The organism is Pseudomonas sp. 10B238 (genome assembly GCF_000970615.1).
GTDB lineage: Bacteria > Pseudomonadota > Gammaproteobacteria > Pseudomonadales > Pseudomonadaceae > Stutzerimonas.
On sequence record NZ_KQ033939.1, the window covers coordinates 89,864 to 116,354 of the forward strand.

Consider the following 26,491-nt stretch of genomic DNA (forward strand, 5'->3'; position numbering starts at 1 on the left):
CTCCATGGCTCAATTCGTCTATACCATGCACCGGCTCGGCAAAGTCGTTCCGCCGAAGCGTGAAATCCTCAAGAACATCTCCCTGTCTTTCTTTCCCGGCGCCAAGATCGGCGTGCTCGGCCTCAACGGCTCGGGCAAGTCCACCCTGCTGAAAATCATGGCGGGTGTCGACACCGAATTCGATGGCGAAGCGCGGGCGATGCCTGAGTTGAATGTCGGCTACCTGCCGCAGGAGCCTCAGCTTGATCCGAACAAGACCGTTCGCGAAGTGGTGGAAGAAGCGGTCAGCAGCATCAAGGACGCCCAGGCACGCCTGGACGAGGTTTACGCTGCCTATGCCGAACCCGACGCGGACTTCGACAAGTTGGCGTCCGAGCAGGCCAAGCTCGAAGCCATCCTGCAGGCCAGCGACGGGCACAACCTCGAGCGCCAGTTGGAGGTTGCCGCCGATGCCCTGCGCCTGCCGCCATGGGACGCAACGGTCGAGCACCTGTCCGGCGGTGAGAAGCGCCGCGTGGCGCTGTGCCGCCTGCTGTTGTCAGCGCCCGACATGCTGCTGCTGGACGAGCCGACCAACCACCTGGACGCCGACTCGGTGGCCTGGCTGGAGCACTTCCTTCATGACTTCCCCGGCACCGTGGTTGCGATCACCCACGATCGTTACTTCCTCGACAACGTGGCTGGCTGGATTCTGGAACTCGACCGCGGCCAGGGCATTCCTTACGAAGGCAACTACTCCGGCTGGCTGGAAGCCAAATCCAACCGCCTGGCGCAGGAATCCAAGCAGCAGTCGGCCCATGAAAAGGCCATGAAGGAAGAGCTTGAGTGGGTGCGCAAAGGCGCCAAGGCCCGCCAATCCAAGTCCAAGGCCCGCTTGCAGCGCTTCGAGGAAATGCAGTCGCAGGAATTCCAGAAGCGCAGCGAAACCAACGAAATCTACATTCCGGCTGGCGCGCGCCTGGGTGACAAGGTCATCGACTTCCACAATGTGACCAAGGGTTACGGCGACCGCGTACTGATCGACGACCTCTCGTTCAGCATGCCCAAGGGCGCCATCGTCGGCGTGATCGGCGGCAACGGCGCAGGCAAGTCGACGCTGTTCCGCATGATCATGGGCAAGGAGCAGCCGGATTCGGGCAGCATCGAGATTGGCGACACGGTGCAGGTGGCCTGTGTCGATCAAAGCCGCGAAGATCTCGACGGCAGCAAGACCGTGTGGGAAGCAGTGTCCGACGGCGCCGACATGATTCGCATCGGCAACTACGAAGTCCCGTCGCGCACCTACGTGGGGCGCTTCAACTTCAAGGGCGGTGACCAGCAGAAGTTCGTCAAGGATCTCTCCGGCGGTGAGCGCGGTCGCTTGCACCTGGCGCTGACGCTGAAAGAAGGCGCCAACGTACTGCTGCTCGACGAACCCTCCAACGACCTCGACGTGGAAACCTTGCGCTCACTCGAAGAAGCGCTGCTGGATTTCCCCGGCGCCGCCATCGTGATCTCCCACGATCGCTGGTTCCTCGACCGCGTCGCCACACACATCCTTTCCTATGAGGATGACGGCAGCATCGTATTCTTCGAGGGTAACTACACCGAGTACGAAGCCGATCGCAAGAAGCGCCTCGGCGATGCCGCATCCCAGCCGCATCGGGTGAAATACAAGAAGCTTGCCCAGTAGCATCAACCACGGAGCCGAAAGGCTCCGTTTTTGTGTGGCGAAGCGCCTCTGGTGGCAACTGGCCCAATACCGGATAATCGCGCTTTTTCGACGCTTGGCACGACACTTGGATGTCAGGCCGGCAGCAATCGCAAGGGAAGGTCACGGTCACCATGGCAGCACTGGGATTACGCGGCAAATCACTGCTGGCGTTGCTATTGACCTTCCTGCTGGCAATCGGAGTGGCTGTACTGGTTGGCCGCGAAGCATTGCAGGGCGTGCAAAGCCGCTTTGGCGAAGCCTATGCGCGCAACGTGGTTCAGCTCAACCGTGAACGACTTTTCGCACCGGTCACGCGGGAACTGGCGCTGGCGCAGCGGCTGGCGGAATCGGAGATTACCCGCGCCTGGCTGCTCGATGAGAATGATCCGGCCAAGCGGGAATTATTTTTCCGCGAAGCGGCTGGCTATCAACGGGCACTCAGCGACCACTCCTACTTCGCCGCATCGGTAGCCTCCAATCGCTACTACTCCAACGGCGACCAGCAACCTCCCAGCGAGGCGCCCCGCTATGAGATGAAGCCCGATGCGCAGGAAGACGAGTGGTTCTATGCCACCCTGCGTTCGGACGCGCCCTATCATCTCAATGTCGACCGCTCGGCCATCAGCGGCGACCTGAAGATCTGGTTCAACATTGTGGTCCGTGATGGCGGTCGCCCGCTCGGCATCGTCGGCTCCGGGATCAGCCTGAACGCGTTCGTCACCCAGTTCATCGAAGAAGACAAGACCGGCGTCGAGTCGATGGTGCTCGACAGCTACGGCTCGATCCTGGTCCACCCCAACCATAATCTCGTCACCTTGAACGCCGACACCTCGCAGGGCCGCTCGCTGTCCACCAGCCTGCTTGGCCTGCTCGACGATATCGACCAGGCCAAGGCGCTGCGCCAGGCCATGAGCTACGGCCGCGAACATCCTGGCGAGACGGCCACGTTAAAGGCGAGCCTCGATGGCGAGCCTCGCCTGCTGGCCATGACCTGGATTCCGGAACTGCAATGGTTCGTCACCAGCGCTGTGGATCTACGAACCGCCCAAGTCATCGAGCTGAAGCCCCTGCTGCCTGCCCTCGGTGCTGTGTTGCTGCTGTTGCTGCTGCTGATTGCAGCCGGCGCCTGGCTGGTCGATCGTCGTGTGCTGAGCCCGTTGCGGCAACTGCGCAAGAGCGCCCAGGCTATAGCCGCTGGACAATACAACGCGCCGCTGCCGACCGATCGGGATGACGAGATCGGCGAACTCAGCGCTGCGTTTCGCAGCATGGCGCTGAAAATCCATAGCCACACCAGCGAGCTGGAAAGTCGCGTCAACGAGCGCACGCGGGAGCTGCAGCAGGCCAACCGCGACATGGCCGCCGCACATAAAAAGATCGACGACTCGATCGACTACGCCAGCCTGATCCAGCACGCCATCCTGCCCAAGCGCCAGCTGGTGGCCGACCTCGACGAACGCCACGCCGTGCTCTGGCACCCCCGCGACGTAGTTGGCGGCGATTTCTATGTCTATCGCGCCACCGAACAAGGTTGCCTGCTCGGCGTGGTCGACTGCGCTGGCCATGGTGTGCCCGGCGCGCTGATGACCATGCTCGCTCACGCTGCAATCGAACAGGCAATTGCCGACGCCGGGCACGCCGACCCAGCCGCCGTCCTCGCGCGTACCGATGGCATCGTACGCAAGATGCTGCGCGACGACTCAACCCAACACGCCCTCGCCACCAACATGGATGTGGGCCTCGCGTACGTCGACTTCCAGCGTCGTCTGGTGGTTTATGCTGGCGCCAAGATCGCGCTCTACTACAGCGATGGCGAACGCCTCGACGAATTAGCGGCCGGGCGCCGCGCCATCGGCGACCGACGCATCGGCGAATATCAGAATGCTGAGGTAGAGTTGCAGCCCGGGCGAACCTTCTACCTGGCCACCGATGGCTTCCTCGATCAGGCGGGTGGTGAGCTGGGCTATGGATTCGGCAACAGTCGCTTCGCCGAGATGATCCTGCGGCATGCCCGCCTTCCTATGGGCGAACAGGGTGCGGCGTTCAAAGCGACCCTGGACGAGTATCAGGGCGATTACCCCCAGCGTGACGACATTACGATGTTGTGTTTCCGTTTCGATTGAGCGCCATCCACCGGAGTTGAGTTGCCCCATGGAAACCCTTGACCTGTTCGCCATGCGCGAAAGCTACAACCGACAGCAGATTATGCTGTGCTTCAACGGCCCGATCTCGCGCAGCTTGATTGAGGAAATCGGCAATGCGCTGCGTAACTACCTCGCCGCCGATCACGCCAACCCGTCATCGGCCATGGATGTGTTTGCGGTATACATCGAGATGACGCAGAACATTCGCCACTACGCCAAGGTCCGTAACTGGGCAGACCAGGAAGCGGGCGCCACGGTAGTGGTCGCACGCAACGATACCGACGGCCGCTATGTAGTCTCCGCCGGCAATCTGATCGAAACAGCCGATGGCGAAGCCCTGATCGCCAGCATCGAAGAGCTGGCCCGCCTGGACAAGGCGCAACTTAAGGCTCGTTACAAAGAACAATTGCGCAAGCCACGCGAAGACAACAGTGTCAGCGGCGCAGGACTCGGCCTGATCGACATCGCCCGCAAATCCAGCGAACCACTGAAAGCGTCGCTGCAAACCGTCGCCAACGGCCGCTCGTTCATCAGCCTGAGCGCGGTCATCTGACTTACAAGAGCCAACTGCACATGAATGATTTCTCCATCGCCGGCAGCCAGTCATCGCCAGCCATTCAGTCCGACTGGGAAAACGGCGTGCTCGCCATGCAAGGCGACTCCTACCCGGAAAATTCCTACGAGCTGTTCCACCAGGTCATCGAGTGGATCGAACGCTACCTGGCCGAAGCCGGCCGTCCGCTGCGCCTGGAACTGCATCTGCTGTACCTCAATACCAGCAGCATCAAGGCCGTGATGGACATCTTCGACATGCTCGAAGCCGCCCATCAAGAGGGAAAGGCGGTGGCCGTCAACTGGCACTATGACCGCCGCAACGAGCGTGTGGTAGAACTGGCCGAAGAGTTCAAGGAAGACTGCACCTTTCCATTCATGATCCTCAGCCACGATTAGAAGGTCCTTATGCGCGGGCAGAATCCGCTGGAAAGCCAGGTTGTGGAATCGCTGTCCGATCCACAGAACCAAGGCCATCCGCTGCATGAAACGCTGAGCCAGTTGTGGGAAGCACACCACAGCCTACTCAACCGCATCGAACGGATCGCCCGCGTTTCTGACGGGTACCAGAGCATCGTGCGTGACCGCGAAATGACCCTCTCGGCACGCTTCGACAAGCAGCTCCGACAGCTGGAGAAAGTCGCACGCATTTCCGATCGCTATCAGACGATGTTGCGTGATCTGAATATCGCTCTGAAAGAAGCCTCTACCCATGATGCCCTTACCGGCATCGCCAACCGGCGCTTGCTCACCGAGCGCTTGCGTGAAGAAACCGAACGGGCCAAGCGCTACTCACGGCCGCTGTGTGTGGTCATGGTCGACATCGACCGCTTCAAGGCCATCAATGATGATTACGGGCACGAAGTCGGCGACAACGTGCTGATGGAAGTGGTGCGGGTGATGGAGGCGGAGATCCGCGAGCATGACCTCTGCGGCCGCTGGGGCGGCGAAGAATTCCTCCTGTTGATGCCGGAGACCTCCACCGAAAGCGCGGTCCGGGTGATCGAGCGTCTGCGTGAAGCCGTCGCCAACCTGCGGGTGCGGGTCAATGACGACTCGTTGTCGGTCACGGTGAGCCTGGGCATGGCGCAGCTAAGAGCCGATGAAAACTATTCGAGCGCCATCAACCGCGCCGACGTGGCACTGCTGCGGGCCAAGCGCAACGGCCGTGATCGCTACGAGCTGGCGGATTGAGCCTTCGGCGGGTCAGTTCGCGGCCCGCCGCCCGGCAAGCATTCCAAGATCGACTCGACGATCCGCGCGGGGGAAGGCCTGATAGCCAGGGCCGTATCAAGGCGCCTCCAACGCCGCGTTACCAGTAGTTCTCCACGGCTACCTGGCCGGGACGCCGGGTCAGACTCAGGTTGAGGTCGCGCGCTTTAAGGATGGTGCGGGTGTCTTCGATCATCTGCGGATTGCCGCAGAGCATGATCCGCGAGTGTTCGGGCTCGAGCTGCAGATCGGCCGCTCGCTCCAGTTCGCCGTTCTCGATCAGCGTGGTGACACGACCGTGCAGCGCACCGGGCATCTGCTCGCGGGTCACTACCGGCAGATAGGTCAGCTTCGAGCCGAGGCCTTCCAGATAATCGCGCTGCGGCAGCTCGCGGATCAGGTCCTGATAGGCCAGCTCGGATGCGGTGCGCGCGCTATACACCAAGATGATCCGCTCGAAGCGCTGCCAGACCTCAAAGTCCTGCAGGATCGAGAGAAAGGGCGCGATGCCCGTCCCGGTGCCCAGCAGCCAGAGATCCCGACCATCGATAAAACGATCAAGAGTGAGAAAGCCGAACGCCTGTTTGTCCACCAGCAGCTCGTCGCCGGGCTTGAGGCGACTCAGTTCGCTGGTGAATTCACCATCCGGCACCACGATGGAGAAGAAGTCGAGAAACTCATCATGGGGCGCCGATACCATCGAGTACGCCCGCCAGACGATACTGCCGCTGGGCTTACGAACGCCGAGGCGGGCGAACTGCCCGGCAGTAAAGCGGAAGCCGGTGTCGCGGGTGGTACGTAGGGTGAACAGAGTGGGCGTCAGCGTCTGCACCTCGAGCAGACGCTGGCGGGTGAACTTCTCTTCGCTGACGGTCATACTTCGCTCCTTCCGGACATCGGGGGACACCAGCGTGTCCGGGCCGCGGAAAACGTAGGCGAGGCAGGCAAGACAAGGCAGAAACAGCCGAAGAAGCGGAGTTTAGGCGTTCTAAATGAGCATTCTGAGGCTGTTTCTAACGCAGTATTGCCAACGCAGGTAGTTTTCCGCGGCCTGGACCCTTGATACTCCTTTCTGACGCATGTAAACACCGCCAGTTCTTATGCCTATTCTCGAATCCGCCTACGCACGCCTCGATCTGATCCGCCAGCCGGAACAGCCCAACGAACCCTTGCAGGCGTTCGATGCGGCTGACGAATACCTATTGGCGCAGCTGCACGAGCAAGGCTTGGCTGCGACAACGCGGGTGCTGATCCTCAACGACAGTTTTGGCGCCTTGGCCTGTTCATTGGCGAAGCAGGCGCAGGTCACCAGCAGTGGCGACTCTCACCTGGCGCACCTGGCGCTGGAAAAAAATCTGCAACGCAACGCGCTGCCGGCTGACGCGGTGAGCTTCGTGCCCGCCAGTGAGGTGCCTCAAGGGCCGTTCGACCGGGTGCTGATTCGCGTCCCCAAGACGCTTGCCTTGCTGGAGGAACAGCTGATCCGCCTGCATGGCCAACTCGCGCCAGGTGCCCAAGTGATCGCCGGCTCGATGATCAAGCACCTGCCGCGTGCAGCGGGCGATCTGCTGGAGAAGTACATCGGCCCAATGCAAGCCTCGCTGGCGGTGAAGAAAGCGCGTCTGCTGACCGCGACTCCGAGCGACAAGCCGGCACCGCGCTCGCCCTACCCGACCCGCTATCACCTCGATAAGCCAGCCGTCGAACTGATTAACCATGCCAACCTGTTCTGCCGAGAAGACCTCGACATCGGCACCCGAGCCTTCCTGCCGCACCTGCCGAAGGCGCTCGGCAACCTGCGCGTCGCGGACCTGGGTTGCGGCAACGGTGTGCTCGGTATCGTTTACGCCCTGAGCAACCCGCAAGCGCAGATGACGCTGGTGGACGAGAGCTACATGGCAGTGCAGTCGGCGCTGGAGAACTGGCAGGCGATCCTCGGCGATCGCACTGCGGATATACGGGCCGGTGACGGGCTGGCCGAACAGCCCATGGATTCGCTGGATCTGGTGCTGTGCAATCCGCCCTTCCATCAGCAGCAGGTGGTCGGTGACTTCCTCGCCTGGCGGATGTTCACCCAGGCCAAGACGGCACTGGCCAAGGGCGGCGAGCTGTGGATCGTCGGCAACCGCCACCTCGGCTATCACCTCAAGCTCAAGCGCCTGTTCGGCAAGGTGGAGCAGGTCGCGGCGACGCCCAAGTTCGTCATCCTTCGAGCCATCAAGCCGTGAGCGAAGCGCCGGTTCGGCTGAGCATCCAGCAGTTCGCACTGCGAACCGGCCTTTCCGCCGACACCCTGCGCTATTACGAAAAGATCGGCCTGCTGCGCCATGTCGCGCGGGACGCCAGCGGCTTTCGTGTCTACGGCCCGCGCGATCTGGAATGGGTCGGCTTCATCCTGCGTCTCAAAGACACCGGCATGGCGCTGGACGACATCATTCGCTACGCCGATCTGCGTGAACGCGGCGAATCGACTCTGGCGGCGAGGCAGGCGCTGCTCGAAGTCCATGCAGCCAAACTGCAGGACCGTCTGGAGCGCGACCGCGAGCATCTGACCGCGCTGCAGGCAAAGATCGAGCTGTACCGCCAACAAACAACCCCTTGACCTGGAGTCCACTCCAACCCTCAGGCTTTCCTCTTCCCAATCAAGAGGAACGCTCCATGTCCGCATCCACCCGCTACACCGAAGGCCTGGCCAAACTCGAAGAGATCGACGGTGAGGCCGGCCGAAAGGTCATCGACAGCCTGCAAGCCATCGCACCGGACCTGGCCCGCTACGTCATCGAGTTTCCCTTCGGCGATATCTACCAGCGCCCTGGCCTCGACCTGCCACAGCGTGAGCTTGCGACCGTCGCGGCGCTAACGGCACTGGGACATTGCCAGCCGCAATTAGCGGTGCATATCCATGGCGCATTGAACGTCGGCTGCACGCCGGAGCAGATCGTCGAGGTAATCATCCAAATGGCCGTTTATGCCGGCTTTCCTGCAGCATTGAACGGCATGGCGACCGCCAAGGTGGTGTTTGCAGAGCGCGGGTTGTTGCCCGAATGAAGCCCGACGCCTGATCGCGTACGCACGGTGAACCCGGCCCGCCACAGATACCAACACGCGTCCACCGTGGGCTAAAGCCCACCCTACGGGGGAAAGCCAACGCATGATGTTCTACGTAGGGTGCGCTTCAGCCCACCAGAGCAACCTGTTTCGACTGCTGGCGGGCCAAAGCAAAACCCCGCTCGTCCTCCTTGCGCGGTTTTCAACAGGCAGATTCCCTCAAAGCGCCACCGCGACTGAATGCTAATCTGGCTCACTGCCCACCCTGCACCTCGACCTGATGTCCACACACACCAAACTCCTGCTGCGTCACCAACGCCCCTTCATCAAGTTCTGGTTCGCCCGCGTGTTCACCGCCAGCGGCTTCCAGATGCTGGCGGTCGCCATCGGCTGGCACATGTACGAGCTGACCGGCAGCGTGCTCGACCTCGGTCTCGTGGGCCTGGCCGAATTCTTCCCTCGCCTGCTGTTCATTCTCTGGACCGGCCATGTCGCTGACCGCTTCGACCGTCGAAGAGTGGCGGCGCTGTGTCAGGGCTTGCAAGGGCTGATCGCCCTGTCGCTGGTGCTTGGCGCCGGTGGGCTGGGGGTGACGCGCGAAATGATCTTTGTCCTTGCGTTCCTGCTGGGCACGGCGCGGGCGTTCGAGGGGCCGGCGACCCAGGCGTTATTGCCCAGCCTTGTGCCGACCCAGTTGTTTCCCGCTGCGGTCGCGGCTTCATCGTCCGCCATGCAGACAGCCACCATCGTCGCGCCCGCACTCGGCGGGCTGCTGTTCGCCATCGGCCCGCTGTGGGTCTATGGCCCGGTGGCGCTGCTGTTCGCCCTGGCCTGTAGCCTGATGCTGAGCCTGCCGAAACGCCCGGCGCCGCCCAAGCAAACCGGCCCGGCGATGGACAACCTGCTCGCGGGTATGCGCTTCATCCGCAGCCGGCCGGACATTCTCGGCGCCATTTCCCTGGATATGTTTGCCGTGCTGCTCGGTGGCGCCACGGCACTGTTGCCGGTGTTCGCCAAGGACATCCTGCTCACCGGCCCCTGGGGCCTAGGGCTGTTGCGCTCAGCACCGGCGGTGGGTGCGCTGCTGATGTCGCTGTGGCTGGCGCGCTATCCCATCAACAAAAGGGTCGGCCGGGTCATGTTCGCCGCCGTCGGGGTGTTCGGCCTGGCAACCATCGCCTTCGGCCTGTCGACTTCATTCTGGCTTTCGATGGGTGTGCTGGTGGTGCTGGGCGCGGCGGATATGATCAGCATGGTGATCCGCGGCGCGTTCGTGCAGCTGGAAACGCCGGACGCCATGCGCGGCCGGGTGAGTGCGGTCAATGGTCTGTTTATCGGCGCGTCCAACCAGCTCGGCGAGTTCGAGTCCGGCCTGACGGCTCACTGGTTCGGCACCGTGCCGGCTGTGGTGATCGGTGGCGTCGGAACGCTGATCATCACCGGTACCTGGATGAAGCTGTTCCCGACGCTGGCCAATCGCGACCAGTTGCATCGGGATCTGGATTAGCGGGCTCGGTGGAAGACGCGTCGCGCGTCTTCCACCCTACTCCTGCACACTCGACAGTCGCGCATCCGTAGGGTGGAAAACGGCAACGCCTTTTCCACGCATCCGGCCGGTTACAAGACCTTGTCCAAGGTAATCGGCAAATCACGCACCCGCTTGCCGGTGGCGTGGTAGATGGCGTTACCCACCGCCGCCGCCACCCCCACGATGCCGATCTCACCCACGCCCTTGGAGCCCAGCGCGTTGACGATTTCGTCCTTCTCCTCGACGAAGAATACGTCGATGTCGTTGATATCGGCATTGATCGGGACGTGGTACTCGGACAGGTTGTGGTTCATGTAACGACCGAGGTTGTGGTCGATCATGGTTTCCTCATGCAGCGCCTGCCCGATGCCCCAGACCACACCACCGGCGATCTGGTTACCCGCGGTCTTCGGATTGACCACACGCCCGGCGGCCACAGCACTGACCACGCGACTCACCTTTACCGTGCCCAGCGATTCGTCCACCCGCACCTCGACGAATATCGCCGAGTGCGTGGAGATTGAATACTCGTTGCGTTTCTCGCCCGGCTTGGCGCTGACTTCCGCTTCGAGCACGCCGCTGGCGGAGACGATCTTCGCCAGCTCGACCCGCTGCTCGGGCGAGGTCTTCAAGCGCATCTGGCCGTCGACGAACTCCACATCCTCCAGCTTGGCCCCGGTGAACGGCGATACCGGCGACTGCTGAGCGGCATCGAGTAATTTGGCCTGCAGTCCCTCACACGACTGTTGCACGGCTGTCCCGACGGACGACACCGTGAAGGAGCCGCCTTCCAGCGGCGCCTGCGACAGGTTCGAATCACCCAGGCGAAACTCGACCTGCTCCATCGGCAGGCCCATGGCCGCCGCCGCGATTTGGGTCATCACCGTGTAGGTGCCAGTGCCGATGTCGGAGGTGGCGCTGCTGACCACCAGCCGTCCGTCTGGCTCCAGGCACGCCTTGGCGGCGGCCGGCATCTGCATCGCCTCCCACACCCCGGTAGCCATGCCCCAGCCGATCAGCTGGTTGCCGTCGCGCATGGAGCGCGGCGCCATCGAGCGGCGTGACCAGCCGAAGCGCTCGGCGCCCTGCTCGTAGCACTGGCGCAGCTCCTTGCTCGAATAGGGCTTGTCCTCGTTGGCGTTGCGCTCGGAATAGTTGGTCAGGCGTAACTGCAGCGGATCGACGTTCGCCGCGTAGGCCAGTTCGTCCATCGCGCTTTCCAGGGCGTAGACGCCAATGGTCGCGCCCGGTGCTCGCATATCCAGCGGCGTGTATACGTCCAGCGGCACCAGTTGGTAGTCGAGCCTTGCGTTCGGGCACTTGTAAAGCATCCCGGACCACTCGACCTCATGCTCGGTGAAATCCTCGAAGCTGGAGGTCTGACCGATCGCCTGGTGGGTGATGGCCTGCAGTTCTCCGCTGGCGTTTGCGCCGATCGACAGCCGCTGCACGGTGCGCGGACGATAGCCAAAGGTGAACATCTGCTGGCGCTTGAGGGTGACGCGCACCGAGCGTTTGAGCTTGAGCGCCGCCATCACCGCCAGCGTCAGCTGGTACTGAGGACGCAATCCGGAACCGAAGGCACCGCCGACAAACGGCGAGAGGATGCGGATCTTGCCCTCCATGTCGAACACGCCTTCCAGATAGCGCATGCAGTTCTGCACGCCCTGGGTCTTGTCGTAGATCTCCAGGTTGCCTTCGGGAAAGTAGTGAACGGTCGAGGCATGCGGCTCCATCGGATTGTGGTGCTCGACCGGCGTGGTGTACTGCACTTCGACCTTGAATTGCGCGCTGGCCAGGGCGCTGTCCACATCGCCGCGCGGCTCCGGCAGGTCGGCCGGCGCCTTGTGCATGGTTTCCAGCTCGCTGAGCAGGTCGGTGTGATGGGGCTCGCGCTCGTATTCGACGCGCACCAGGCTGCCGGCGTAGCGGGCCAGTTCGAGGTTTTCCGCCACCACCAGCGCGATCGGCTGGCCGCTGTAGAGAATACGGTCATTGAACAGCGGCCGGAACGGCGAGCCATCGGCAGCATCGTCGTCCTCGTAGGGCTCGTCATAGCTGGCAATGGGCGGACGGTTCTGGTGGGTCAGTACCAGCACCACGCCAGGCACTGCTTCGGCCGCGCTGGCATCAATGCTGATGATTCGGCCACGCGCGATGCTGCTGTTGACTACGCTGCCGTAGAGCAGGCCGGGCACATCGAACTCACCGGCGTACTGGGCCTGTCCCGTGACTTTCAGTGGGCCATCGACTCGGTTAAGCGGCTGCCCGAACGGGGAGTTGGCTGGTTTCATTGGGCGGCTCCTCTGGCGGCGTCGGTCAGGGCGCGAACGATGGCGCGACGGCCGAGTTCGATCTTGAAGGCGTTGTGTTCGAAGCCACTGGCTCCCTCGAGCAGGATGTCCGCAGCGGTCGTGAACGCGGCCTCGTCAGCCGTTTTGCCGACCAGCGCCGCCTCGGCTTCGGCTTTGCGCCAGGGCTTGTGTGCCACCCCGCCCATGGCGATACGGGCACTGCGAATGCTGTCGCCGTCCATCTCCAGTGCAGCGGCGACCGAAACCAGAGCGAACGCATAGGACGCACGATCTCGCAGCTTGAGGTAGCTGCTGTGTGCGGAGAAGTCTTGGGGCGGCAACTCGACCGCAGTAATCAGCTCGCCATCGACCAGGGTGTTGTCCTGCTCGGGTGTATGGCCCGGCAAGCGGTGAAAGTCGGCCATGGGAATGCGCCGCTCGCCCCGTTGCCCTTGCACATGCACCACTGCCTCTAGTGCTGCCATCGCCACGCACATGTCGGAGGGATGGACGGCGATGCAGGCGTCGCTGTGGCCGAGAATCGCGTGGATGCGATTGAGCCCATCGCGCGCCGAGCAGCCAGTGCCCGGTTCACGCTTGTTGCACGGCGTGGTGCTGTCGTAGAAGTAGTAGCAACGGGTGCGCTGCAGCAGATTGCCGCCTGTGGTGGCCATGTTGCGCAGCTGCGGCGAGGCGCCGGCCAGGATCGCTTGTGACAGCAGCGGATAGCGTGCTTCCACCAGCGGATGCCAGGCCAGGTCCGCGTTGCTCACCAGCGCACCAATGCGCAGGCCACCATCCGCCGTCTCTTCGATGTCGGCCAGTGGTAGCTGGGTAATGTCGATCAGCTGGGAAGGACGCGTAACGTTTTCCTTCATCAGGTCCAGCAGGTTGGTGCCACCGGCAATGTAGCGGCTGTCCGGCCGGAATTGACCGATGGCTTCCTCGACGCTGCTTGGGCGTGCATAGCTGAAGGGGTTCATGGCGTCACCTCCTTCGCACCGGCCAGGCGTTCGCGAGTGTCCGCCGTAGCGTCCTCGATGGCGGCGACAATGTTCGGGTAGGCGCCGCAACGGCAGACATTGCCACTCATCTGTTCGCGCAGATCATCACGGGTTTCTGCCCGTCCTTCGGCGATCATGCCCACAGCGGAGCAGATCTGCCCGGGCGTGCAATAGCCGCACTGGAAGGCGTCGTGTTTGACGAAGGCGGCCTGCATCGGGTGCAGTTCCTCGCCCTGCGCCAGCCCTTCGATGGTGGTCAGCTCTGCGCCGTCGTGCATCACGGCGAGGGTCAGGCAGCTATTGATCCGCTTGCCGTTGAGCAACACGGTACAGGCGCCACACTGGCCGTGGTCACAGCCTTTCTTGGTGCCGGTCAGGTGCAGTTGCTCACGCAGCAGATCAAGCAGGGTGGTCCAGGGATAGACCTCGACTTCACGACGTTGGCCGTTCAGTTGGAGGGAAATGGAACAGGCGGTAATCCCACCTGGGGCGGAAGACGTTTCGCTCATAGCAGCCTCACGGTTTGGGGGGCTTCGGGTGCCTGTTCTATGCAGGATCGCCGAAGACCTCAGGCATTCGATGCGCTTTCCGTGCGCCTAGGAAGTACGACTGCCCACGCGGAAAAATCGTTCAGCCGAGCGCACACATGGCATGCAAGGTGCGCTATAGAGCCGCCGGGGCGCCCCACCGGCAGGGAGCTACAGCCGGTCAGCTGTTGCGTCGATCATCGGGGCGATCAATGTCCTGCAACACGCCGGAGTCATCGACCTCGACTTCCCAGGCGGCACCACTCGAAAACAGCGCCTGAGCACCGCGCTCACCGTCCAGCGACATCACCTGCAACGCGTGGTCGCGACCGATCCCTCGAGGATGGCCGCGCTGCCCCTGATGGCTTGCAACCACCAGGCGCGGTGGCTCGATCTGCTCAGCGATGCGACGGAAGGTGGCGGGCCGCACATAAGGCATGTCGCCGAGCGCGACCAGCCAGCCTTTGTCGCTCGGGAACTGCCTGACCGCCTGCGCCAGGCTGTGGCCCAACCCCTGCGTGTGCACGGCGAGCACCTCGGCACCGTACCGGTCAGCCTGCTGCCCAAGCCAGGCAAGCAGCTCGCTGTTGTCGTCACGGGTCACGACGACCAGCCGCTCGGCGACCCCGCACAGCGCACCAAGCGTTGCCGCCAGCACGGGCGGGGCATCAGGCGTGCGATTGCAGGGGGCGAGCAGTTTGTCCTGATCGGCATGCTCGCGGTAACGGCTGCCCTGCCCAGCCGCCAGCACCAGCGCGCATACACCGCGTACGGGTTCAACCATGCGGGTGTTCTCTCATGCGCAGCGAGCCGGGCTTGCCTAAGCGCCTGTGGCTTCCGCCCAGCCGTCGGTCGGTCTGGTGTTCGGTCATCTTCCCTCCTCGCAGAACGGGGCCAATCGGGCCGTTAGTCACACAGACCCGTCGCGAGTACAACCGTTGCGCGCCGGCTTCACAATCTCGCCCGGTGCTGGGTACAGGCCGGCGCGATCCAACCGTGAAAAGCAGAACTCACAAGTCACCGAATGGAAATTCAACCCGCTCGAGCGACGGTGTAAGATGCCCCGCTTTTTGCGGGCTTCGCCCGGATAAGCTTTGCTGTACCCCAACCGCACGAAAGACCGGCAAGAAGAGGAATCACCATGCTGGAGAAGCTGTTCCAACTCAAGGCGCACAACACCACGCTGCGCACCGAGATCCTGGCCGGTCTCACCACCTTCCTGACGATGGCCTACATCCTCTTCGTCAACCCGAGCATCCTCGCTGAAACCGGCATGGATCACGGCGCGGTCTTCGTCGCCACGTGCCTGGCCGCTGCCATCGGCTCGGCGATCATGGGCCTGGTTGCCAACTACCCGATCGCCTTGGCACCGGGCATGGGCCTGAACGCCTTCTTCACCTACACCGTAGTGCTGACCATGGGTTACACCTGGCAGACCGCGCTGGGTGCGGTGTTCCTGTCGGGCGCAATCTTCTTCCTGCTGTCGATCTTCAAGATCCGCGAGTGGATCATCCACAGCATTCCGCTGGCGCTGCGTTCGGGCATCGCGGCGGGTATCGGCCTGTTCCTGGCAATCATCGCGCTGAAAAATGCCGGCATCGTCGTCGACAACCCGGCCACGCTGGTGGGCCTGGGTGATCTCACAGCCGGCGGCCCGCTGCTGGCCTGCCTCGGCTTCTTCCTGATCGCCGCGCTGGCTTATCGCAAGGTCACCGGTGCCGTGATGATCGGCATTCTGGTGGTGACCGGGTTGTCGATCCTGCTGGGCCTTTCCGAGCTCAACGGCGTGGTGTCGATGCCGCCTTCGCTGGTGCCGACCTTCATGCAGCTGGACATCATGGGCGCGCTGGACATTGGTCTACTCAGCGTCATCTTCGCTTTCCTCTTCGTCGACCTGTTTGACACCTCCGGCACCCTCATCGGTGTCGCCCAGAAAGCCAACCTGTTGGACAAGGACGGTCGCATGCCTCGCCTCGGCCGCGCGCTGCTGGCTGACAGCACCGCGACCATGGCTGGCGCCGCCCTCGGCACCTCGACCACCACCAGCTACATCGAATCGGCAGCCGGCATCAGCGCTGGGGGCCGCACCGGGCTGACCGCCTGTGTGGTGGCGCTGCTGTTCCTGCTCAGCCTGTTCTTCGCGCCGCTGGCCGGTGCCGTGCCCGCCTACGCGACCGCACCGGCGCTGTTGTTCGTCGCCGTGCTGATGATGAGCAGCCTCGCCAACATCGATTGGGACGACCTCACCGTCGCCGCACCGGTGGCCATCGCCGCGCTGGCCATGCCGCTGACCTTCTCCATCGCCAACGGCATCGCCTTCGGCTTCATTGCCTGGACCGCGATCAAGCTGCTCGCCGGCCGCTGGCGCGAGCTGAGCCCGGCGATGTGGATCCTCTCGATCCTGTTCGTGGTCAAGCTGGGCTGGTTTGCCGGCTGACGTTCCGTAGGGTGGATGACGCTTTTTTCATCCACCCTTCATACGGCTACGGTGGATGGATGAAGCGTCAGCTGCGCGCCCCGATCCACCCTACGATTTACCTACCATTCCAAGAGTCTTCATGAGCGCTCCGCAATTCGACCCCGCCACTTACGACGCCCAACTCGCCGAGAAAGCCGCGCGGCTGGTGGAACTGCTGGCGCCCTTCGACGCACCCGCGCCGGAAGTTTTTGACTCGCCACGTGAACACTACCGGCTTCGCACCGAGTTCCGCCTGTGGCGCGAGGACGGCCAACGCCACTACGCGATGTTCGAGCAGGGCGACAAACACACGCCCATTCTTATCGACGAATTCCCCATCGCCAGCCGTCGCATCAACGACCTGATGCCGCAGCTCAAGGCCGCCTGGCAAGCCAGCGAGACCCTGAGTTTCAAGCTATTCCAAGTCGAGTTCCTGACCACGCTCTCCGGCGATGCGCTGATCACCCTCGCCTATCACCGGCCGCTGGACGATGCCTGGCAGCAGGAGGCAGAAAAGCTAGCCGAGGCGCTGGGCGCCAGCATCGTCGGCCGTTCCAAAGGCAAGCGCATCGTCATTGGTCGCGACTACGTGACTGAGCAACTGACCGTTGCCGGCCGCACCTTCAGCTATCGCCAGCCAGAAGGCGCTTTCACCCAGCCCAACGGCGAGGTGTGCCAGAAGATGCTGAACTGGGCGCATGACGTCCTTGGCGAGCGAAACGACGACCTACTCGAACTCTATTGCGGTAACGGTAACTTCACTCTGCCGCTGGCGACTCGCGTACCCAAAGTGCTGGCCACCGAGATCAGTAAATCCTCGGTGAACGCGGCGCTGGCCAACCTCGACGACAACGGCATCGACAACGTCACCCTGGTTCGTCTCTCCGCTGAAGAGCTGACCCAGGCGCTGAACGAGGTGCGCCCGTTCCGCCGCCTAGCCGGCATCGACCTGAAGAGCTACAACTTCGGCAGCGTTTTCGTCGACCCGCCACGCGCCGGCATGGACCCGGACACCTGCGAGCTGACCCGCCGTTTCGAGCGCATCCTCTACATTTCATGCAACCCGGAAACCCTCGCGGCGAACATCGCCCAGCTGCACGACACCCACCGCATCGAGCGCTGCGCGTTGTTCGACCAATTCCCCTACACCCATCACATGGAATCCGGGGTGCTGCTGGTCCGCAAATGAGCGGGTACTGAACCCGAACCGGCTGTCGGCGTCCCAACCGCGACGATCAATCGTTACGGAGGAGCGAGCATGCTGATATTCGAGCCGATCTATACCGACGGCCTGGCGCAGATTTCCTACCTGGTGGGCGACAGCAAGGCCGCGGTCGCCGCGGTGATCGACCCGCGGCGCGACATCGATATCTACCTCGACCTGGCCCGCGAAAAAGGCCTGCGCATCGGCTACGTCATCGAGACCCACATCCATGCTGACTTCGTCTCCGGTGCCCAGGCGCTGGCCGAACGCAGCGGCGCAGAGATCATCGGTGGCTGCTCGCCGAACTACGGTTTCGAGCTGCGCCAGGCTGCCGATGGCGAGGTGCTGGAGCTCGGCCAGGTCAGCCTGGAAATCATCTACTCGCCAGGCCACACGCCAGAACACATCTCGCTGCTGCTGCGCGACGGCCAGCAGGGCGATGAGCCGTGCGCGCTGTTTACCGGCGACACCCTGTTCAACCTCGACGTCGGCCGTCCCGACCTGCTCGGCGAAGACAGCACCCGGCAACTGGCCGCGCAGCTCTATGCCACCCTGTTCACCCGTTACCTACCCCTCGGTGAACGCATCGAGATCTACCCGTGTCATGGCGCCGGCTCGGCCTGCGGCAAGTCCATCGGTGATCGCCGGCGCTCCACCCTGGGTAACGAGTTGTTATTCAATCCGGCACTCAACCAGCGGCGTAACGAAGGCGAGTTCATCGACTGGCTGCTCAGCGGCATGCCCGAGCCGCCGCGCCACTATGCGCGGCTGAAGAAGCTCAACACCCGTCCAGCAATGAATACCGGCGGACCAGCGCTGCCGCCGCCGCTGGCACCGGAGGAGTTCCGCCAGCGCACCGCCGACCACAGTGTCGTGCAACTGGTAGATGTGCGCTCGATCCTGGCCTTCGGCGGTGGCCATGTGCCGGGCGCGTTGAACATCGCGCTGCGCAACGAGTTCGTCAGCTGGGCCGGCTGGATGCTCGACGACAAGCGGCCGATCTACCTGATCGGCGAAGACAGCCACGAGGTCCACCAGGCGACACTGCAGCTGTACCGCATCGGTCTCGATCGGGTGGCAGGCTATCTGCGCAACGGCATGACCGACTGGCAGAACGCCGGCCTGCCCCTGGCCAGCGTCGGCCAATGGACGGTGCACGAGCTGAACCGTCGCCGCGAGGATCCGCAGGTTCAGGTACTCGACGTGCGTGCACCCGAGGAGGTCGGGCAAGGGCGCGTGCCCGGCGCCAGGCATGCCTTCGTCGCACATCTGCCCGAAGGACTGGATCAACTGGATAAGGACAGAACCGTGGCGACCTACTGCGGCAGCGGTTATCGCGCCTCGATTGCCGCCAGTATTCTCAAGCGCCACGGGTTCAGCCGGGTAGTCAACGTGCCGGGTTCATGGATCGCTTGGCGCAAGGACGACCTGCCAGTGGCGGAGCGCTGAGCCAGCTGGGCACGATCTGCATAAGGTTGAGAACCAACGGATTTTCCACCCGACCCAAGTGCAAAGGCACTACCGTGTCGGTGGTTAAGGCTGCGCCGTTATTCACCCTACGCCCCGTCCACTTTAGGCGATTCGTAGGGGAAAACAGCAACGGCCTGTTCCACCTCAGTACTCCACCTGCAGTTCGGCGCTGCGCGGTTCGGCCTGGCAAGCCAGGACCCAGCCTTGACGCACCTCGCTTTCGCTCAGCACCTGATTGCTGCGCATGCTTACGCTGCCCTCGACCACGCGACACTTGCACGCGGCGCAGACACCCGAGCGACAGGCGCTCGGTGGCTGCAGGCCAGCCTGCTCCATCGCCTCCAGCAGTACCTCGCCACGCAGCACATCCAGCTCGTGGCGACGGCCATCGAGAGCGACCCGCAGGCGGCTGCGCTTGCCGCCCGAGGTGGCCACTGGCGCAGCCGCGCCGAAGCGCTCCAGATGGATGCGCGCAGCCTCTACGCCCAGCTCGCTCAGCGCAGAACTGGCAGCATCCATGAACGGCTGCGGCCCGCAGATGTAAGCCTCTGCGGCGGGCCAACCTGCGATCTTCGCGGCGATGGCCGGGCCATTCGGCGCACCCTGTTCCGCATCGAGCCAAATGCGCAGCTGCAGGCGTTCGGGATGGCGGGCGGACAACTCGGTCAGCTCCTCGGCAAAGATCAGCGACGCGGCGTCGCGGCTGGCGTAAAACAGGCACACCCGTCCATTACCCTCGACCAGCGCGGCCTGCAGAATCGCCATCAGCGGCGTGATGCCGCTGCCGGCACCGAGCAGCAGCAGGTCGCAGTCGAGACTGCGCGGCACGAAAACGCCAGCCGGCGGCAGCGCCTCGATGCAGTCGCCCACCTGCAGGTTGTCCAGCAGCCAGTTCGACGCCCGGCCGCCGGGCACCCGCTTGATGGTGATGCGTAGGGCAGCGTTGCCCTCCGGCCGTTGCGACAGCGAGTAGCAGCGCAGCAACGGCTCTTCGCCACAGCGCACCTTCAAGGTGAGGAACTGCCCCGGCCGCGCGGCAAAGCGTGCGCGCTGGGCGGCCGGTACCTGCAGGGTGAACGAGCAGCTATCGGCGGTTTCGGCCTGACGCGAGGCGATTTGCAGGCGAGTGAACTCGCCGGTGGCCGGAGCCGGGGACGCAGACAGGGAGGTCATGCCAGAAGTCGGTGTCGCTGTCGAAGTCGGCCCCGACGCGGACACGCCGCGCAGCATTGGCCACACCGTCTTGCGACGGAACAGCAGCACGTAGCCGACGTGCAGGCCAATCAGCCCCAGCCCCAGGTTGGCAAAAAACTCGTGCACCTCTTCAGCATCCCCCATCCAGCCGACGAAATCGATGTCGCTGGCAGCACCGAACACCTCTGGCCCCACACCGGGCAGCGCAGCCAGCACGTCGCCGTTGTCGGCCATGCCCAGGCCGACCAGGCTGGCGATGGCGAAACTGCCCAGCGCACCTACCGTCAGCCACTTGCCGATTGCCGACAGGCCCGGCTTGCGCCGCTGTCCCTTCGGCGGCAGCAACTTTGGAAAGCCCCGCAGGCGCAGCGGCACGACCAGCAGACGCCACACCAGCAGCACCACCAGGCCGTAACCCAGCCAGAGGTGCAACGACTCGGCGTCGTCGCCAGTCAGGTACACCGCGAGGAAGAAACCGGCCAGTAGCCAGTGGAACAAGCGAAAGCGGTTGAAGGCAGCCACGGTGGCAATCCTCGATATAGGGAATGCATCCCTTGTATGCCCCGCAGCTGAAGCCAAGCTGAATGCCATCATGCGGCCATGTTCAGTTTGGCGTAAGGCAGCGCGCCTAGGCTGCGCTCATTCCCAACCGGAGAGCGCACCATGAAAGCCCGCTGGATCATCCTCCTGTCCTGCTGCCTGAGTTTGTCGGTCCTGGCCGAAACCGAACATCCGCTGCTGGCCGGCTACGCCGCGCAAGCCCGTCAGCAGGATTCGAACTTCGCCGGCTTTTCCGCCGAACGCGGCAAGGCGCTGTACTTCGCCGAAGAGCAGCGCGACGGCAAGACCATGAGCTGTACCACCTGTCACACCGCCGACCCACGCCAGCCGGGCAAGACGCCCGCTCACCGCAAGGTCGAGCCGCTGGCGCCAGCGACCAATCCCGAGCGTTTCACCAAGCTTAAGAAGGTCGAAAAGTGGTTCCGCCGCAACTGCGACGACGTCTTCGCCCGCGAATGCACGGCGCAGGAAAAAGGCGACTTCATCAGCTGGATCGACAGCATCCAATAGGAGTGCGCCATGAAGATCGCCTCCATCGTTGCCGTCGCCGGGCTGACCTCTGCCCTGGCGTTGGCCGGCCTCAGCTTCGCTGACAACGACGACCACGACCGCCAGCGCTACAAGCGCCCCAAGCGTCTGTCGGTTCCGAGCGACGCACCACTGGTTTGGAAGGAGGAATGCGCCGCCTGTCACATGCTCTACGCACCGGGCCTGCTGCCGGCCGAGGCCTGGCGCCGGCAGATGCAAACCCTCGATGAGCACTACGGCAGCAATGCCACGCTCGACCCCGAACAGGAGCGCGAGATCCTCGAATTCCTGCTGCGCGCCTCGGCGGGCAACAGGTTGCCGGTCGAGCCGTCGCCGACCGCCGGCGAGCCGCCACGCATCAGCCAGACCCGCTGGTTCGAGCGCAAGCATGACGAGGTCAGCGAAGCCAAGTTTGCCCGCGAGTCGGTCGGCGGTCGCGCCAACTGCGTGGCCTGCCACCGCGACGCCGAACGCGGTGACTTCGATGACGACCGCGTAAAGATTCCGCGCTAAGCGGCTGTTTCCCCACTGAGGTAATCCATGATGACGACTTCCACTCTGCGCGGAGCCCTGGCGCTGTCGCTACTGGTCAACTGTGGCGTGCTGGGCGCGCTCGCCTGGCAGAAACTGCAAACCGACGGGCTGCCCATGCCGTCCGGCGCACCAACCGAACTTTCGCACCAGCTGGAGCTGAGCGCCAACCAGCTCGGGCGCTGGCATGACGGCCAGGCGCCCTATCTGGCCCGGCTGCGTGCCCTCGACAGTGACCTCGATGCCCAGCGCAGCAAGTTGCTACAGGCGCTGCTCGGCGAGCGGGTCGACCCCGCGCAGATCGCCAGCGAGCAGGCAAAGCTCGGTGAACTGCGCGATGCTCGCCAACAGCTGCAGATCGAGCAGCTGCTGAACGAACGCGAGCTGCTCGACGCCCGTCAGCGGCAGAAGCTGGTGAGCTTCCTCGCCCGCCAGAACGCGTCGACCGAATTGGCCTCGCTGCACGATCAGTAGCCGTCATACAGCCGAACGCCGCGAACCTCTCGGCCGCGACGTTCGCCACCGACGCGCTGAATCTCAGCCTTCGCTCGCCTTACGCACCTGGCTCGGCGTCTTGGACGGCTCTGCGGGTATGACCGCACTGGCCAGCGGCACGCCGCCCGGCGCAGCCTCACGCTCGCGATCACCGCTGCGGTTGGCCAGCAAGCTGGCGGTCGCGGTTTGCAGGTAGGCCTCCAGCTGGCGCTGCAACTGCGTCGCCTCGGCATCCGGCGCGAGTCGTTCGCCCTGCGGGTTGGCACCCAGGCGGTAGCGATACAGGCGCGCCGTTTGCTCCTTGGGCTGCACCAGGACGCGGTCACCGCGAATCATCGCCACCGTCTGATCGCTGCCCGACGGCTTGATGATGCCGAAACCGGGGTCGTTCGCCGCCAGGCTGAGCAGGTCGCGGCCCCAACACTGGTGCCGTACCTCGCCGCCAAGCCGGCCCATGATGGTCGGCACTACGTCGACCTGGGTACCCACCACATCGCGACGGCTGCCGAAACGCTCGGTAATGCCCGGCGCAATTAACAGCAGCGGCACGTTGAAGCGGAACAGATCCATCTCGGTGACCTCCTCCGGCACCCCGAAGCCGTGATCGCCGACCACCACGAACAGCGTCTGCTCGAACCAGGGCTCGCCACGCACGCTGTCGAAGAATTGCCCCAGCGCCCAGTCTGAATAGCGCATCGCGGTCAGGTGCTGATCCAGATTGCCATGCCCCTTTACCGGAGCGACCGGCAACTGCTCCGGCAGCGCATAGGGCGTGTGATTGGACAGCGTCTGCAACAGCGCATAGAACGGCTTGCTGCGGTCCAGCTGCGCCAGCTCCTCGGCAGCGCGGGTGAACATGTCCTGATCGGAAACGCCCCAGGTCGGATCGGCCACCACCGGGTCGACGTAGTCGCCGCGGCCGATGAAGCGCGTCATGCCCTGATTGCTGAAGAAACCGGACTGGTTGTCCCAGGCGAAATCACCGTTGTAGACGTAGAGGTCGTTGAACGCCCGCGCGCTGAGCAGTTGCGGCAGGCCGGAGAAGCGGTTGCCACCCTCCGGCGTCTGCATCAGGTACTCGAAGCCCGGCAGGTTGGGGAAGCAGGCCATGCTGGCAAACATGCCCTGATGGGTATGGGTGCCATTGGCGAAGAAGCGGCTGAACAGCAGGCCCTCTTCGGCGAGGCGATCGAAGTTCGGCGTGATGCCTTCCCCGCTGCCCAGCGCGCCGACAAAACGCCCGGCGAAGCTCTCCATCAGGATCACCACCACGTTGCGCACCGGCAGCTGCCCGTCCGCCGGCGGACGGAAATCACGGCGTACCGGCGCCAGTTCGGCATCCACCAGTTGATCGTTGCCGGTCAGTAGCAGCTCGCGGGTGATCGCCTGCGCTTGCTCGGCCGGCAGCGTCGCCTTCCAGCTGTTGTCGCGGTGGCTGGAAAAGCGGTTCTTCGCCGCGTCATACAGCGACAGTGTCGCGTTCAGGCCGAGGTGATTGGCGAACATCGACTCGGTGGTAAAGGCATCGCCCCAACGCAGCGGCGGTCCCTGGCGCAGCGTGCCTCGGGCAGCCACCACGCAGACCAGTATCAGCACGCCGAATACCGCCGCGCGGGTATACCAGGCCGAGCCGCGGCGGCGCGCGGCGGTCTCGCGCACAGCCGGCGCGCCACGGGTCAGCCGCTCCAGCCAGCCGAACAGGGCGTACATCGCCGCGCTCGCCACACCCCAGCTCGCCAGCAGTTGCAGTACCGGGAAGCCATGCCAGAGCATGCTCAGCACGGTGGCCGGGTCTTCCTGCAGGTACTGGAACACCAGGCTATTGAGGCGCTGGTGAAACTCGCGATAGAAGTTCAGCTCGATCAGCCCGAGCAGGATCGTCAGGCTGGCACACACACTCAACCACAGCCGCAGCAGGCCCCGGGCGGCCATCACTCGCATGCTCAGCACCCCGAGCAGCAGTGGCAGCAGGATGTACACCGTCAGCCGCAGGTCGAAGCGCAGGCCGTTGCCGAACGCCTCGACGAAGCTGGCCAGCGGTGTACTGCCGATCAGCTCGCGGTTGAACAGCAGCAAGCCCAGCCGCAACAGCGCGAACAGCGCCAGCAGGGCCAGCGCACAGGCGAACGTGAAGCGCAGGTGGGCGGCCAGGCCATTGAAGCCGGACGCCGGGCGCTCTCGAGCAGAGCGTCGCAAAGAGGAAAGCATGGTACGTCCTTCAGGGGATGAGAATCACCGCCCAGACCAGACCGATCAGGCACAGCGCCAGCAATTGCGCGGCGCTGCCCATGTCCTTGGCCTGTTTGGCGAGCGGATGCAGTTCGAAAGAGATGCGGTCGACCGTCGCTTCGATGGCCGAGTTGAGCAGTTCGACGATCAGGCCGAGAAACACCACGGCAATTAGCACGGCGCGTTCGACGCGGCTGACGTCGAGCAGGAAGGCCAGCGGAATCAGCAGCAGGTTCAGCAGCACCAACTGGCGAAACGCTGCCTCGCCCCGATAGGCAGCCTTGAGGCCTGCAACCGAATAGCCGGATGCGTACCAGATGCGCGCCAGCCCGCTGCGCCCCTTCAGCGCCGCACCGTCGGCCGGCACGCCAACACGGGTCACGGCCTCGGCAACCACGCAAGTCGGCTCAGATGACATCGCAGTGCAACTCGCTAAAGGTGCGGTGGGCAGCCAGCAATCGTTGCCAGTCCTGTTCCGGCATGGCCTGGCGATGACGCTTGAGCTGGCGCAGGTCATGCCGTGCCGCGGCGCTACGACGTAGCCGGCGGCGGCTCTTTTCCAGATCGAGCAGGGCGACCTCGACCCCGGTCGCGTCACCTTCGCCGTGAACCTTGAGGAAGATGTGCTTGGGATAGCAGCAGCCGTGCTGCCAGCGCGCCTGGTGGATGCGACCGAGAGTAATGCCGACGGCGTCGAGCATGCGCTTCTGCACCGCGTGACCGTAATACTCGGCCATGCCCTCGGCGTACCAGTCCTCCAGGCTGACGAAGCCTTCCAGCTCCGCCGTCACCAGCAGTGCCTGCCACTGGCCGGCCTGTTGCCGCGTGCCGCAGTAGACCAGTTCCGGCACCCGCACGCCGAGCCGGGCGAAGGCCTGCAGCGCCCGCAATTCGCGCAGCACCGTGGGCCGGCCGAACGGATGCAGCAGCGAGCGATACAGGTGGCCAATCTGCCGTTTGCAGTACAGCAGCGGCTGCTGCGGATCGCGCAGCCGTATCCGTTGCACACCGCTTTCGCCGGCGCGGCGCTGGTTAGGTTCCTCGACCCATTCGCCCTGGGTGTTCCACCAGCGCTGGAAGGTGCTGGTACGCGCTTCGCGGGCCGGCAGTACGAGTGGTCGGCTCATGTTCAACCCCGCTTGCGCAGCACGTAGACCCGCCACATGGCGTAGCCCGGGAGGAAGTCATTGCGGTCGAGGATGTCGAAGCCGGCCTCGGCGAATTCCGTCTCGATCACCGAGCGCGCGACGACGAAGCGGTTCTGGTTGTCCTTTGCCGGCCGGCGACGCTCCAGGCGCTTGCGCTTCCAGGCCTTGTAGTTGCCATCGACCCACAGCGAGACGATCAGCGTGTCACGGGTGACGCGGTGGAACTCACGCAGCATCGCCAGCCGGTGCTCCGGGTCGGCGATGTGGTGCAGTAGGCGCATGCAGAAGATGTTGTCTACCGCGTTGTCACCCATGTCGATGGCGAAGGCGGAGGTCTGAAAGGTCTCGACCCGCTTGAGCACTTCCAGCGAATGCGCCGATTCGGCGATCGCCAGCATGTCGGCGGAGTTGTCGGCGGCAAAGATCATCCGGCTTGGGTGCTCGGCCAGCAGCGGCCAGAAGCGCCCGGCGCCGCACGGCAGGTCCAGCACCAGATCAGGATCGCCGGCGATCTTCAGTGCGCGGCGCGCCATCTGCTCGTCACGCCAGTGCGACAGCCGCCGGGCCGGGCCATCCTGATGCTTGTGCAGGTATTCGTAGGCGTGCTGGCGGTCGTACTTGCGCGAGAACTCCAGTTCGATAGGGCTCGATGTGGTCATGGCGGGCATTCC

The 26,491-nt window shown here is 63.9% G+C and carries 25 protein-coding genes; 15 read left to right on the forward strand and 10 right to left on the reverse strand.

Annotated elements, in window-relative coordinates; genetic code table 11:
- Positions 1–4: 4 nt before the first annotated feature.
- The 5 genes from ettA to siaD all read left to right on the forward strand — a co-directional run bounded on the left by ettA (position 5) and on the right by siaD (position 5,583).
- Positions 5–1,672, forward strand: coding sequence for an energy-dependent translational throttle protein EttA (gene ettA, locus RT21_RS18620; RefSeq protein WP_046163903.1), 1,668 nt, complete (start codon positions 5–7; stop codon positions 1,670–1,672).
- A 152-nt stretch (positions 1,673–1,824) separates the two neighbouring features.
- Entirely contained in the window at positions 1,825–3,816 is a 1,992-nt protein-coding gene (gene siaA / locus RT21_RS18625; RefSeq protein WP_046163969.1) for a biofilm regulation protein phosphatase SiaA, read from the forward strand.
- Between the two features lie 28 nt (positions 3,817–3,844).
- Positions 3,845–4,390 (forward strand): biofilm regulation protein kinase SiaB, encoded by a 546-nt coding sequence (siaB, locus tag RT21_RS18630; protein ID WP_046163904.1) that lies wholly within the window; start codon positions 3,845–3,847, stop codon positions 4,388–4,390.
- Positions 4,391–4,410: 20 nt separating this feature from the next.
- Positions 4,411–4,788: a biofilm regulation phosphoprotein SiaC gene (siaC, locus tag RT21_RS18635; RefSeq protein ID WP_045430385.1), complete on the forward strand. Its 378-nt coding sequence runs from the start codon at positions 4,411–4,413 to the stop codon at positions 4,786–4,788.
- Positions 4,789–4,797: 9 nt separating this feature from the next.
- Positions 4,798–5,583 carry a biofilm regulation diguanylate cyclase SiaD gene (siaD, locus tag RT21_RS18640; RefSeq protein ID WP_046163905.1) on the forward strand — a complete coding sequence of 262 codons (786 nt, stop codon included), beginning with the start codon at positions 4,798–4,800 and terminating at the stop codon, positions 5,581–5,583.
- Between the two features lie 118 nt (positions 5,584–5,701).
- On the opposite strand, the gene RT21_RS18645 is transcribed toward siaD, so the two are convergent.
- Positions 5,702–6,478, reverse strand: a complete 777-nt coding sequence (locus RT21_RS18645; protein WP_046163906.1) for a ferredoxin--NADP reductase — start codon at positions 6,476–6,478, stop codon at positions 5,702–5,704.
- 223 nt (positions 6,479–6,701) lie between these two features.
- Between RT21_RS18645 and RT21_RS18650 the strand changes: the two genes are divergently transcribed.
- The 4 genes from RT21_RS18650 to RT21_RS18665 all read left to right on the forward strand — a co-directional run bounded on the left by RT21_RS18650 (position 6,702) and on the right by RT21_RS18665 (position 10,156).
- Positions 6,702–7,829, forward strand: a complete 1,128-nt coding sequence (locus RT21_RS18650) for a methyltransferase (protein ID WP_046163907.1) — start codon at positions 6,702–6,704, stop codon at positions 7,827–7,829.
- Positions 7,826–8,203 carry a MerR family transcriptional regulator gene (locus RT21_RS18655; RefSeq protein ID WP_082082185.1) on the forward strand — a complete coding sequence of 126 codons (378 nt, stop codon included), beginning with the start codon at positions 7,826–7,828 and terminating at the stop codon, positions 8,201–8,203. The genes RT21_RS18650 and RT21_RS18655 overlap by 4 nt, the downstream gene beginning before the upstream one ends.
- Positions 8,204–8,259: 56 nt before the next feature.
- A complete protein-coding gene (locus RT21_RS18660) occupies positions 8,260–8,649 on the forward strand; it encodes a carboxymuconolactone decarboxylase family protein (protein ID WP_046163908.1) in 390 nt (129 codons plus the stop codon).
- 280 nt (positions 8,650–8,929) lie between these two features.
- On the forward strand, positions 8,930–10,156 hold the full coding sequence (locus RT21_RS18665; RefSeq protein WP_046163909.1) for an MFS transporter: 1,227 nt from the start codon (positions 8,930–8,932) through the stop codon (positions 10,154–10,156).
- Positions 10,157–10,266: 110 nt separating this feature from the next.
- On the opposite strand, the gene RT21_RS18670 is transcribed toward RT21_RS18665, so the two are convergent.
- The 4 genes from RT21_RS18670 to RT21_RS18685 all read right to left on the reverse strand — a co-directional run bounded on the left by RT21_RS18670 (position 10,267) and on the right by RT21_RS18685 (position 14,786).
- Entirely contained in the window at positions 10,267–12,471 is a 2,205-nt protein-coding gene (locus RT21_RS18670) for a xanthine dehydrogenase family protein molybdopterin-binding subunit (protein ID WP_046163910.1), read from the reverse strand.
- A complete protein-coding gene (locus RT21_RS18675; RefSeq protein ID WP_046163911.1) occupies positions 12,468–13,454 on the reverse strand; it encodes an FAD binding domain-containing protein in 987 nt (328 codons plus the stop codon). The genes RT21_RS18670 and RT21_RS18675 overlap by 4 nt, the downstream gene beginning before the upstream one ends.
- Positions 13,451–13,984 carry a (2Fe-2S)-binding protein gene (locus RT21_RS18680; protein ID WP_046163912.1) on the reverse strand — a complete coding sequence of 178 codons (534 nt, stop codon included), beginning with the start codon at positions 13,982–13,984 and terminating at the stop codon, positions 13,451–13,453. Before RT21_RS18680 ends, RT21_RS18675 begins: the two co-directional genes overlap by 4 nt.
- A 199-nt stretch (positions 13,985–14,183) precedes the next feature.
- Complete coding sequence (locus RT21_RS18685) at positions 14,184–14,786, reverse strand: nucleotidyltransferase family protein (RefSeq protein WP_046163913.1); 603 nt, start codon at positions 14,784–14,786, stop codon at positions 14,184–14,186.
- 357 nt (positions 14,787–15,143) lie between these two features.
- Here RT21_RS18685 and RT21_RS18690 point away from each other — a divergent pair, with 357 nt between their 5' ends.
- The 3 genes from RT21_RS18690 to RT21_RS18700 all read left to right on the forward strand — a co-directional run bounded on the left by RT21_RS18690 (position 15,144) and on the right by RT21_RS18700 (position 19,113).
- Positions 15,144–16,439 (forward strand): NCS2 family permease, encoded by a 1,296-nt coding sequence (locus tag RT21_RS18690; RefSeq protein WP_046163914.1) that lies wholly within the window; start codon positions 15,144–15,146, stop codon positions 16,437–16,439.
- Between the two features lie 121 nt (positions 16,440–16,560).
- The gene (trmA, locus tag RT21_RS18695) at positions 16,561–17,649 is read left to right on the forward strand and encodes a tRNA (uridine(54)-C5)-methyltransferase TrmA (RefSeq protein WP_046163915.1); all 1,089 of its coding nucleotides are present in this window, start codon (positions 16,561–16,563) and stop codon (positions 17,647–17,649) included.
- A gap of 69 nt (positions 17,650–17,718) precedes the next feature.
- Positions 17,719–19,113, forward strand: coding sequence for an MBL fold metallo-hydrolase (locus tag RT21_RS18700; protein ID WP_046163916.1), 1,395 nt, complete (start codon positions 17,719–17,721; stop codon positions 19,111–19,113).
- 165 nt (positions 19,114–19,278) lie between these two features.
- Here RT21_RS18700 and RT21_RS18705 read toward each other — a convergent pair whose 3' ends face one another.
- Positions 19,279–20,850, reverse strand: a complete 1,572-nt coding sequence (locus tag RT21_RS18705; RefSeq protein ID WP_046163917.1) for a 2Fe-2S iron-sulfur cluster-binding protein — start codon at positions 20,848–20,850, stop codon at positions 19,279–19,281.
- 141 nt (positions 20,851–20,991) lie between these two features.
- Here RT21_RS18705 and RT21_RS18710 point away from each other — a divergent pair, with 141 nt between their 5' ends.
- The 3 genes from RT21_RS18710 to RT21_RS18720 are packed head-to-tail and all read left to right on the forward strand — an operon-like array spanning position 20,992 to position 22,422.
- On the forward strand, positions 20,992–21,399 hold the full coding sequence (locus RT21_RS18710; RefSeq protein ID WP_046163918.1) for a DUF1924 domain-containing protein: 408 nt from the start codon (positions 20,992–20,994) through the stop codon (positions 21,397–21,399).
- Positions 21,400–21,408: 9 nt separating this feature from the next.
- Positions 21,409–21,930 carry a diheme cytochrome c gene (locus RT21_RS18715; protein ID WP_046163919.1) on the forward strand — a complete coding sequence of 174 codons (522 nt, stop codon included), beginning with the start codon at positions 21,409–21,411 and terminating at the stop codon, positions 21,928–21,930.
- A 30-nt stretch (positions 21,931–21,960) separates the two neighbouring features.
- Complete coding sequence (locus RT21_RS18720; RefSeq protein WP_031298365.1) at positions 21,961–22,422, forward strand: periplasmic heavy metal sensor; 462 nt, start codon at positions 21,961–21,963, stop codon at positions 22,420–22,422.
- Between the two features lie 63 nt (positions 22,423–22,485).
- On the opposite strand, the gene RT21_RS18725 is transcribed toward RT21_RS18720, so the two are convergent.
- From RT21_RS18725 to RT21_RS18740, 4 genes are read right to left on the reverse strand one after another with little or no spacing between them, the layout of a single operon-like run.
- The gene (locus RT21_RS18725; RefSeq protein ID WP_046163920.1) at positions 22,486–24,651 is read right to left on the reverse strand and encodes an LTA synthase family protein; all 2,166 of its coding nucleotides are present in this window, start codon (positions 24,649–24,651) and stop codon (positions 22,486–22,488) included.
- 10 nt (positions 24,652–24,661) lie between these two features.
- Positions 24,662–25,090 carry a diacylglycerol kinase gene (locus RT21_RS18730; protein WP_082082186.1) on the reverse strand — a complete coding sequence of 143 codons (429 nt, stop codon included), beginning with the start codon at positions 25,088–25,090 and terminating at the stop codon, positions 24,662–24,664.
- Positions 25,080–25,799, reverse strand: coding sequence for a lipopolysaccharide kinase InaA family protein (locus RT21_RS18735; protein WP_046163921.1), 720 nt, complete (start codon positions 25,797–25,799; stop codon positions 25,080–25,082). Before RT21_RS18735 ends, RT21_RS18730 begins: the two co-directional genes overlap by 11 nt.
- Before the next feature lie 2 nt (positions 25,800–25,801).
- Positions 25,802–26,479, reverse strand: coding sequence for a class I SAM-dependent methyltransferase (locus tag RT21_RS18740; RefSeq protein WP_041014918.1), 678 nt, complete (start codon positions 26,477–26,479; stop codon positions 25,802–25,804).
- Positions 26,480–26,491: the final 12 nt, after the last annotated feature.

Coding starts and splice junctions, on each gene's coding strand:
- ettA (WP_046163903.1), top strand. CDS start 5: ATGGCTCAATTCGTCTATACCATGCACCGGCTCGGCAAAGTCGTTCCG.
- siaA (WP_046163969.1), top strand. CDS start 1,825: ATGGCAGCACTGGGATTACGCGGCAAATCACTGCTGGCGTTGCTATTG.
- siaB (WP_046163904.1), top strand. CDS start 3,845: ATGGAAACCCTTGACCTGTTCGCCATGCGCGAAAGCTACAACCGACAG.
- siaC (WP_045430385.1), top strand. CDS start 4,411: ATGAATGATTTCTCCATCGCCGGCAGCCAGTCATCGCCAGCCATTCAG.
- siaD (WP_046163905.1), top strand. CDS start 4,798: ATGCGCGGGCAGAATCCGCTGGAAAGCCAGGTTGTGGAATCGCTGTCC.
- RT21_RS18645 (WP_046163906.1), bottom strand. CDS start 6,478: ATGACCGTCAGCGAAGAGAAGTTCACCCGCCAGCGTCTGCTCGAGGTG.
- RT21_RS18650 (WP_046163907.1), top strand. CDS start 6,702: ATGCCTATTCTCGAATCCGCCTACGCACGCCTCGATCTGATCCGCCAG.
- RT21_RS18660 (WP_046163908.1), top strand. CDS start 8,260: ATGTCCGCATCCACCCGCTACACCGAAGGCCTGGCCAAACTCGAAGAG.
- RT21_RS18665 (WP_046163909.1), top strand. CDS start 8,930: ATGTCCACACACACCAAACTCCTGCTGCGTCACCAACGCCCCTTCATC.
- RT21_RS18670 (WP_046163910.1), bottom strand. CDS start 12,471: ATGAAACCAGCCAACTCCCCGTTCGGGCAGCCGCTTAACCGAGTCGAT.
- RT21_RS18675 (WP_046163911.1), bottom strand. CDS start 13,454: ATGAACCCCTTCAGCTATGCACGCCCAAGCAGCGTCGAGGAAGCCATC.
- RT21_RS18680 (WP_046163912.1), bottom strand. CDS start 13,984: ATGAGCGAAACGTCTTCCGCCCCAGGTGGGATTACCGCCTGTTCCATT.
- RT21_RS18685 (WP_046163913.1), bottom strand. CDS start 14,786: ATGGTTGAACCCGTACGCGGTGTATGCGCGCTGGTGCTGGCGGCTGGG.
- RT21_RS18690 (WP_046163914.1), top strand. CDS start 15,144: ATGCTGGAGAAGCTGTTCCAACTCAAGGCGCACAACACCACGCTGCGC.
- trmA (WP_046163915.1), top strand. CDS start 16,561: ATGAGCGCTCCGCAATTCGACCCCGCCACTTACGACGCCCAACTCGCC.
- RT21_RS18700 (WP_046163916.1), top strand. CDS start 17,719: ATGCTGATATTCGAGCCGATCTATACCGACGGCCTGGCGCAGATTTCC.
- RT21_RS18710 (WP_046163918.1), top strand. CDS start 20,992: ATGAAAGCCCGCTGGATCATCCTCCTGTCCTGCTGCCTGAGTTTGTCG.
- RT21_RS18715 (WP_046163919.1), top strand. CDS start 21,409: ATGAAGATCGCCTCCATCGTTGCCGTCGCCGGGCTGACCTCTGCCCTG.
- RT21_RS18720 (WP_031298365.1), top strand. CDS start 21,961: ATGACGACTTCCACTCTGCGCGGAGCCCTGGCGCTGTCGCTACTGGTC.
- RT21_RS18725 (WP_046163920.1), bottom strand. CDS start 24,651: ATGCTTTCCTCTTTGCGACGCTCTGCTCGAGAGCGCCCGGCGTCCGGC.
- RT21_RS18730 (WP_082082186.1), bottom strand. CDS start 25,090: ATGTCATCTGAGCCGACTTGCGTGGTTGCCGAGGCCGTGACCCGTGTT.
- RT21_RS18735 (WP_046163921.1), bottom strand. CDS start 25,799: ATGAGCCGACCACTCGTACTGCCGGCCCGCGAAGCGCGTACCAGCACC.
- RT21_RS18740 (WP_041014918.1), bottom strand. CDS start 26,479: ATGACCACATCGAGCCCTATCGAACTGGAGTTCTCGCGCAAGTACGAC.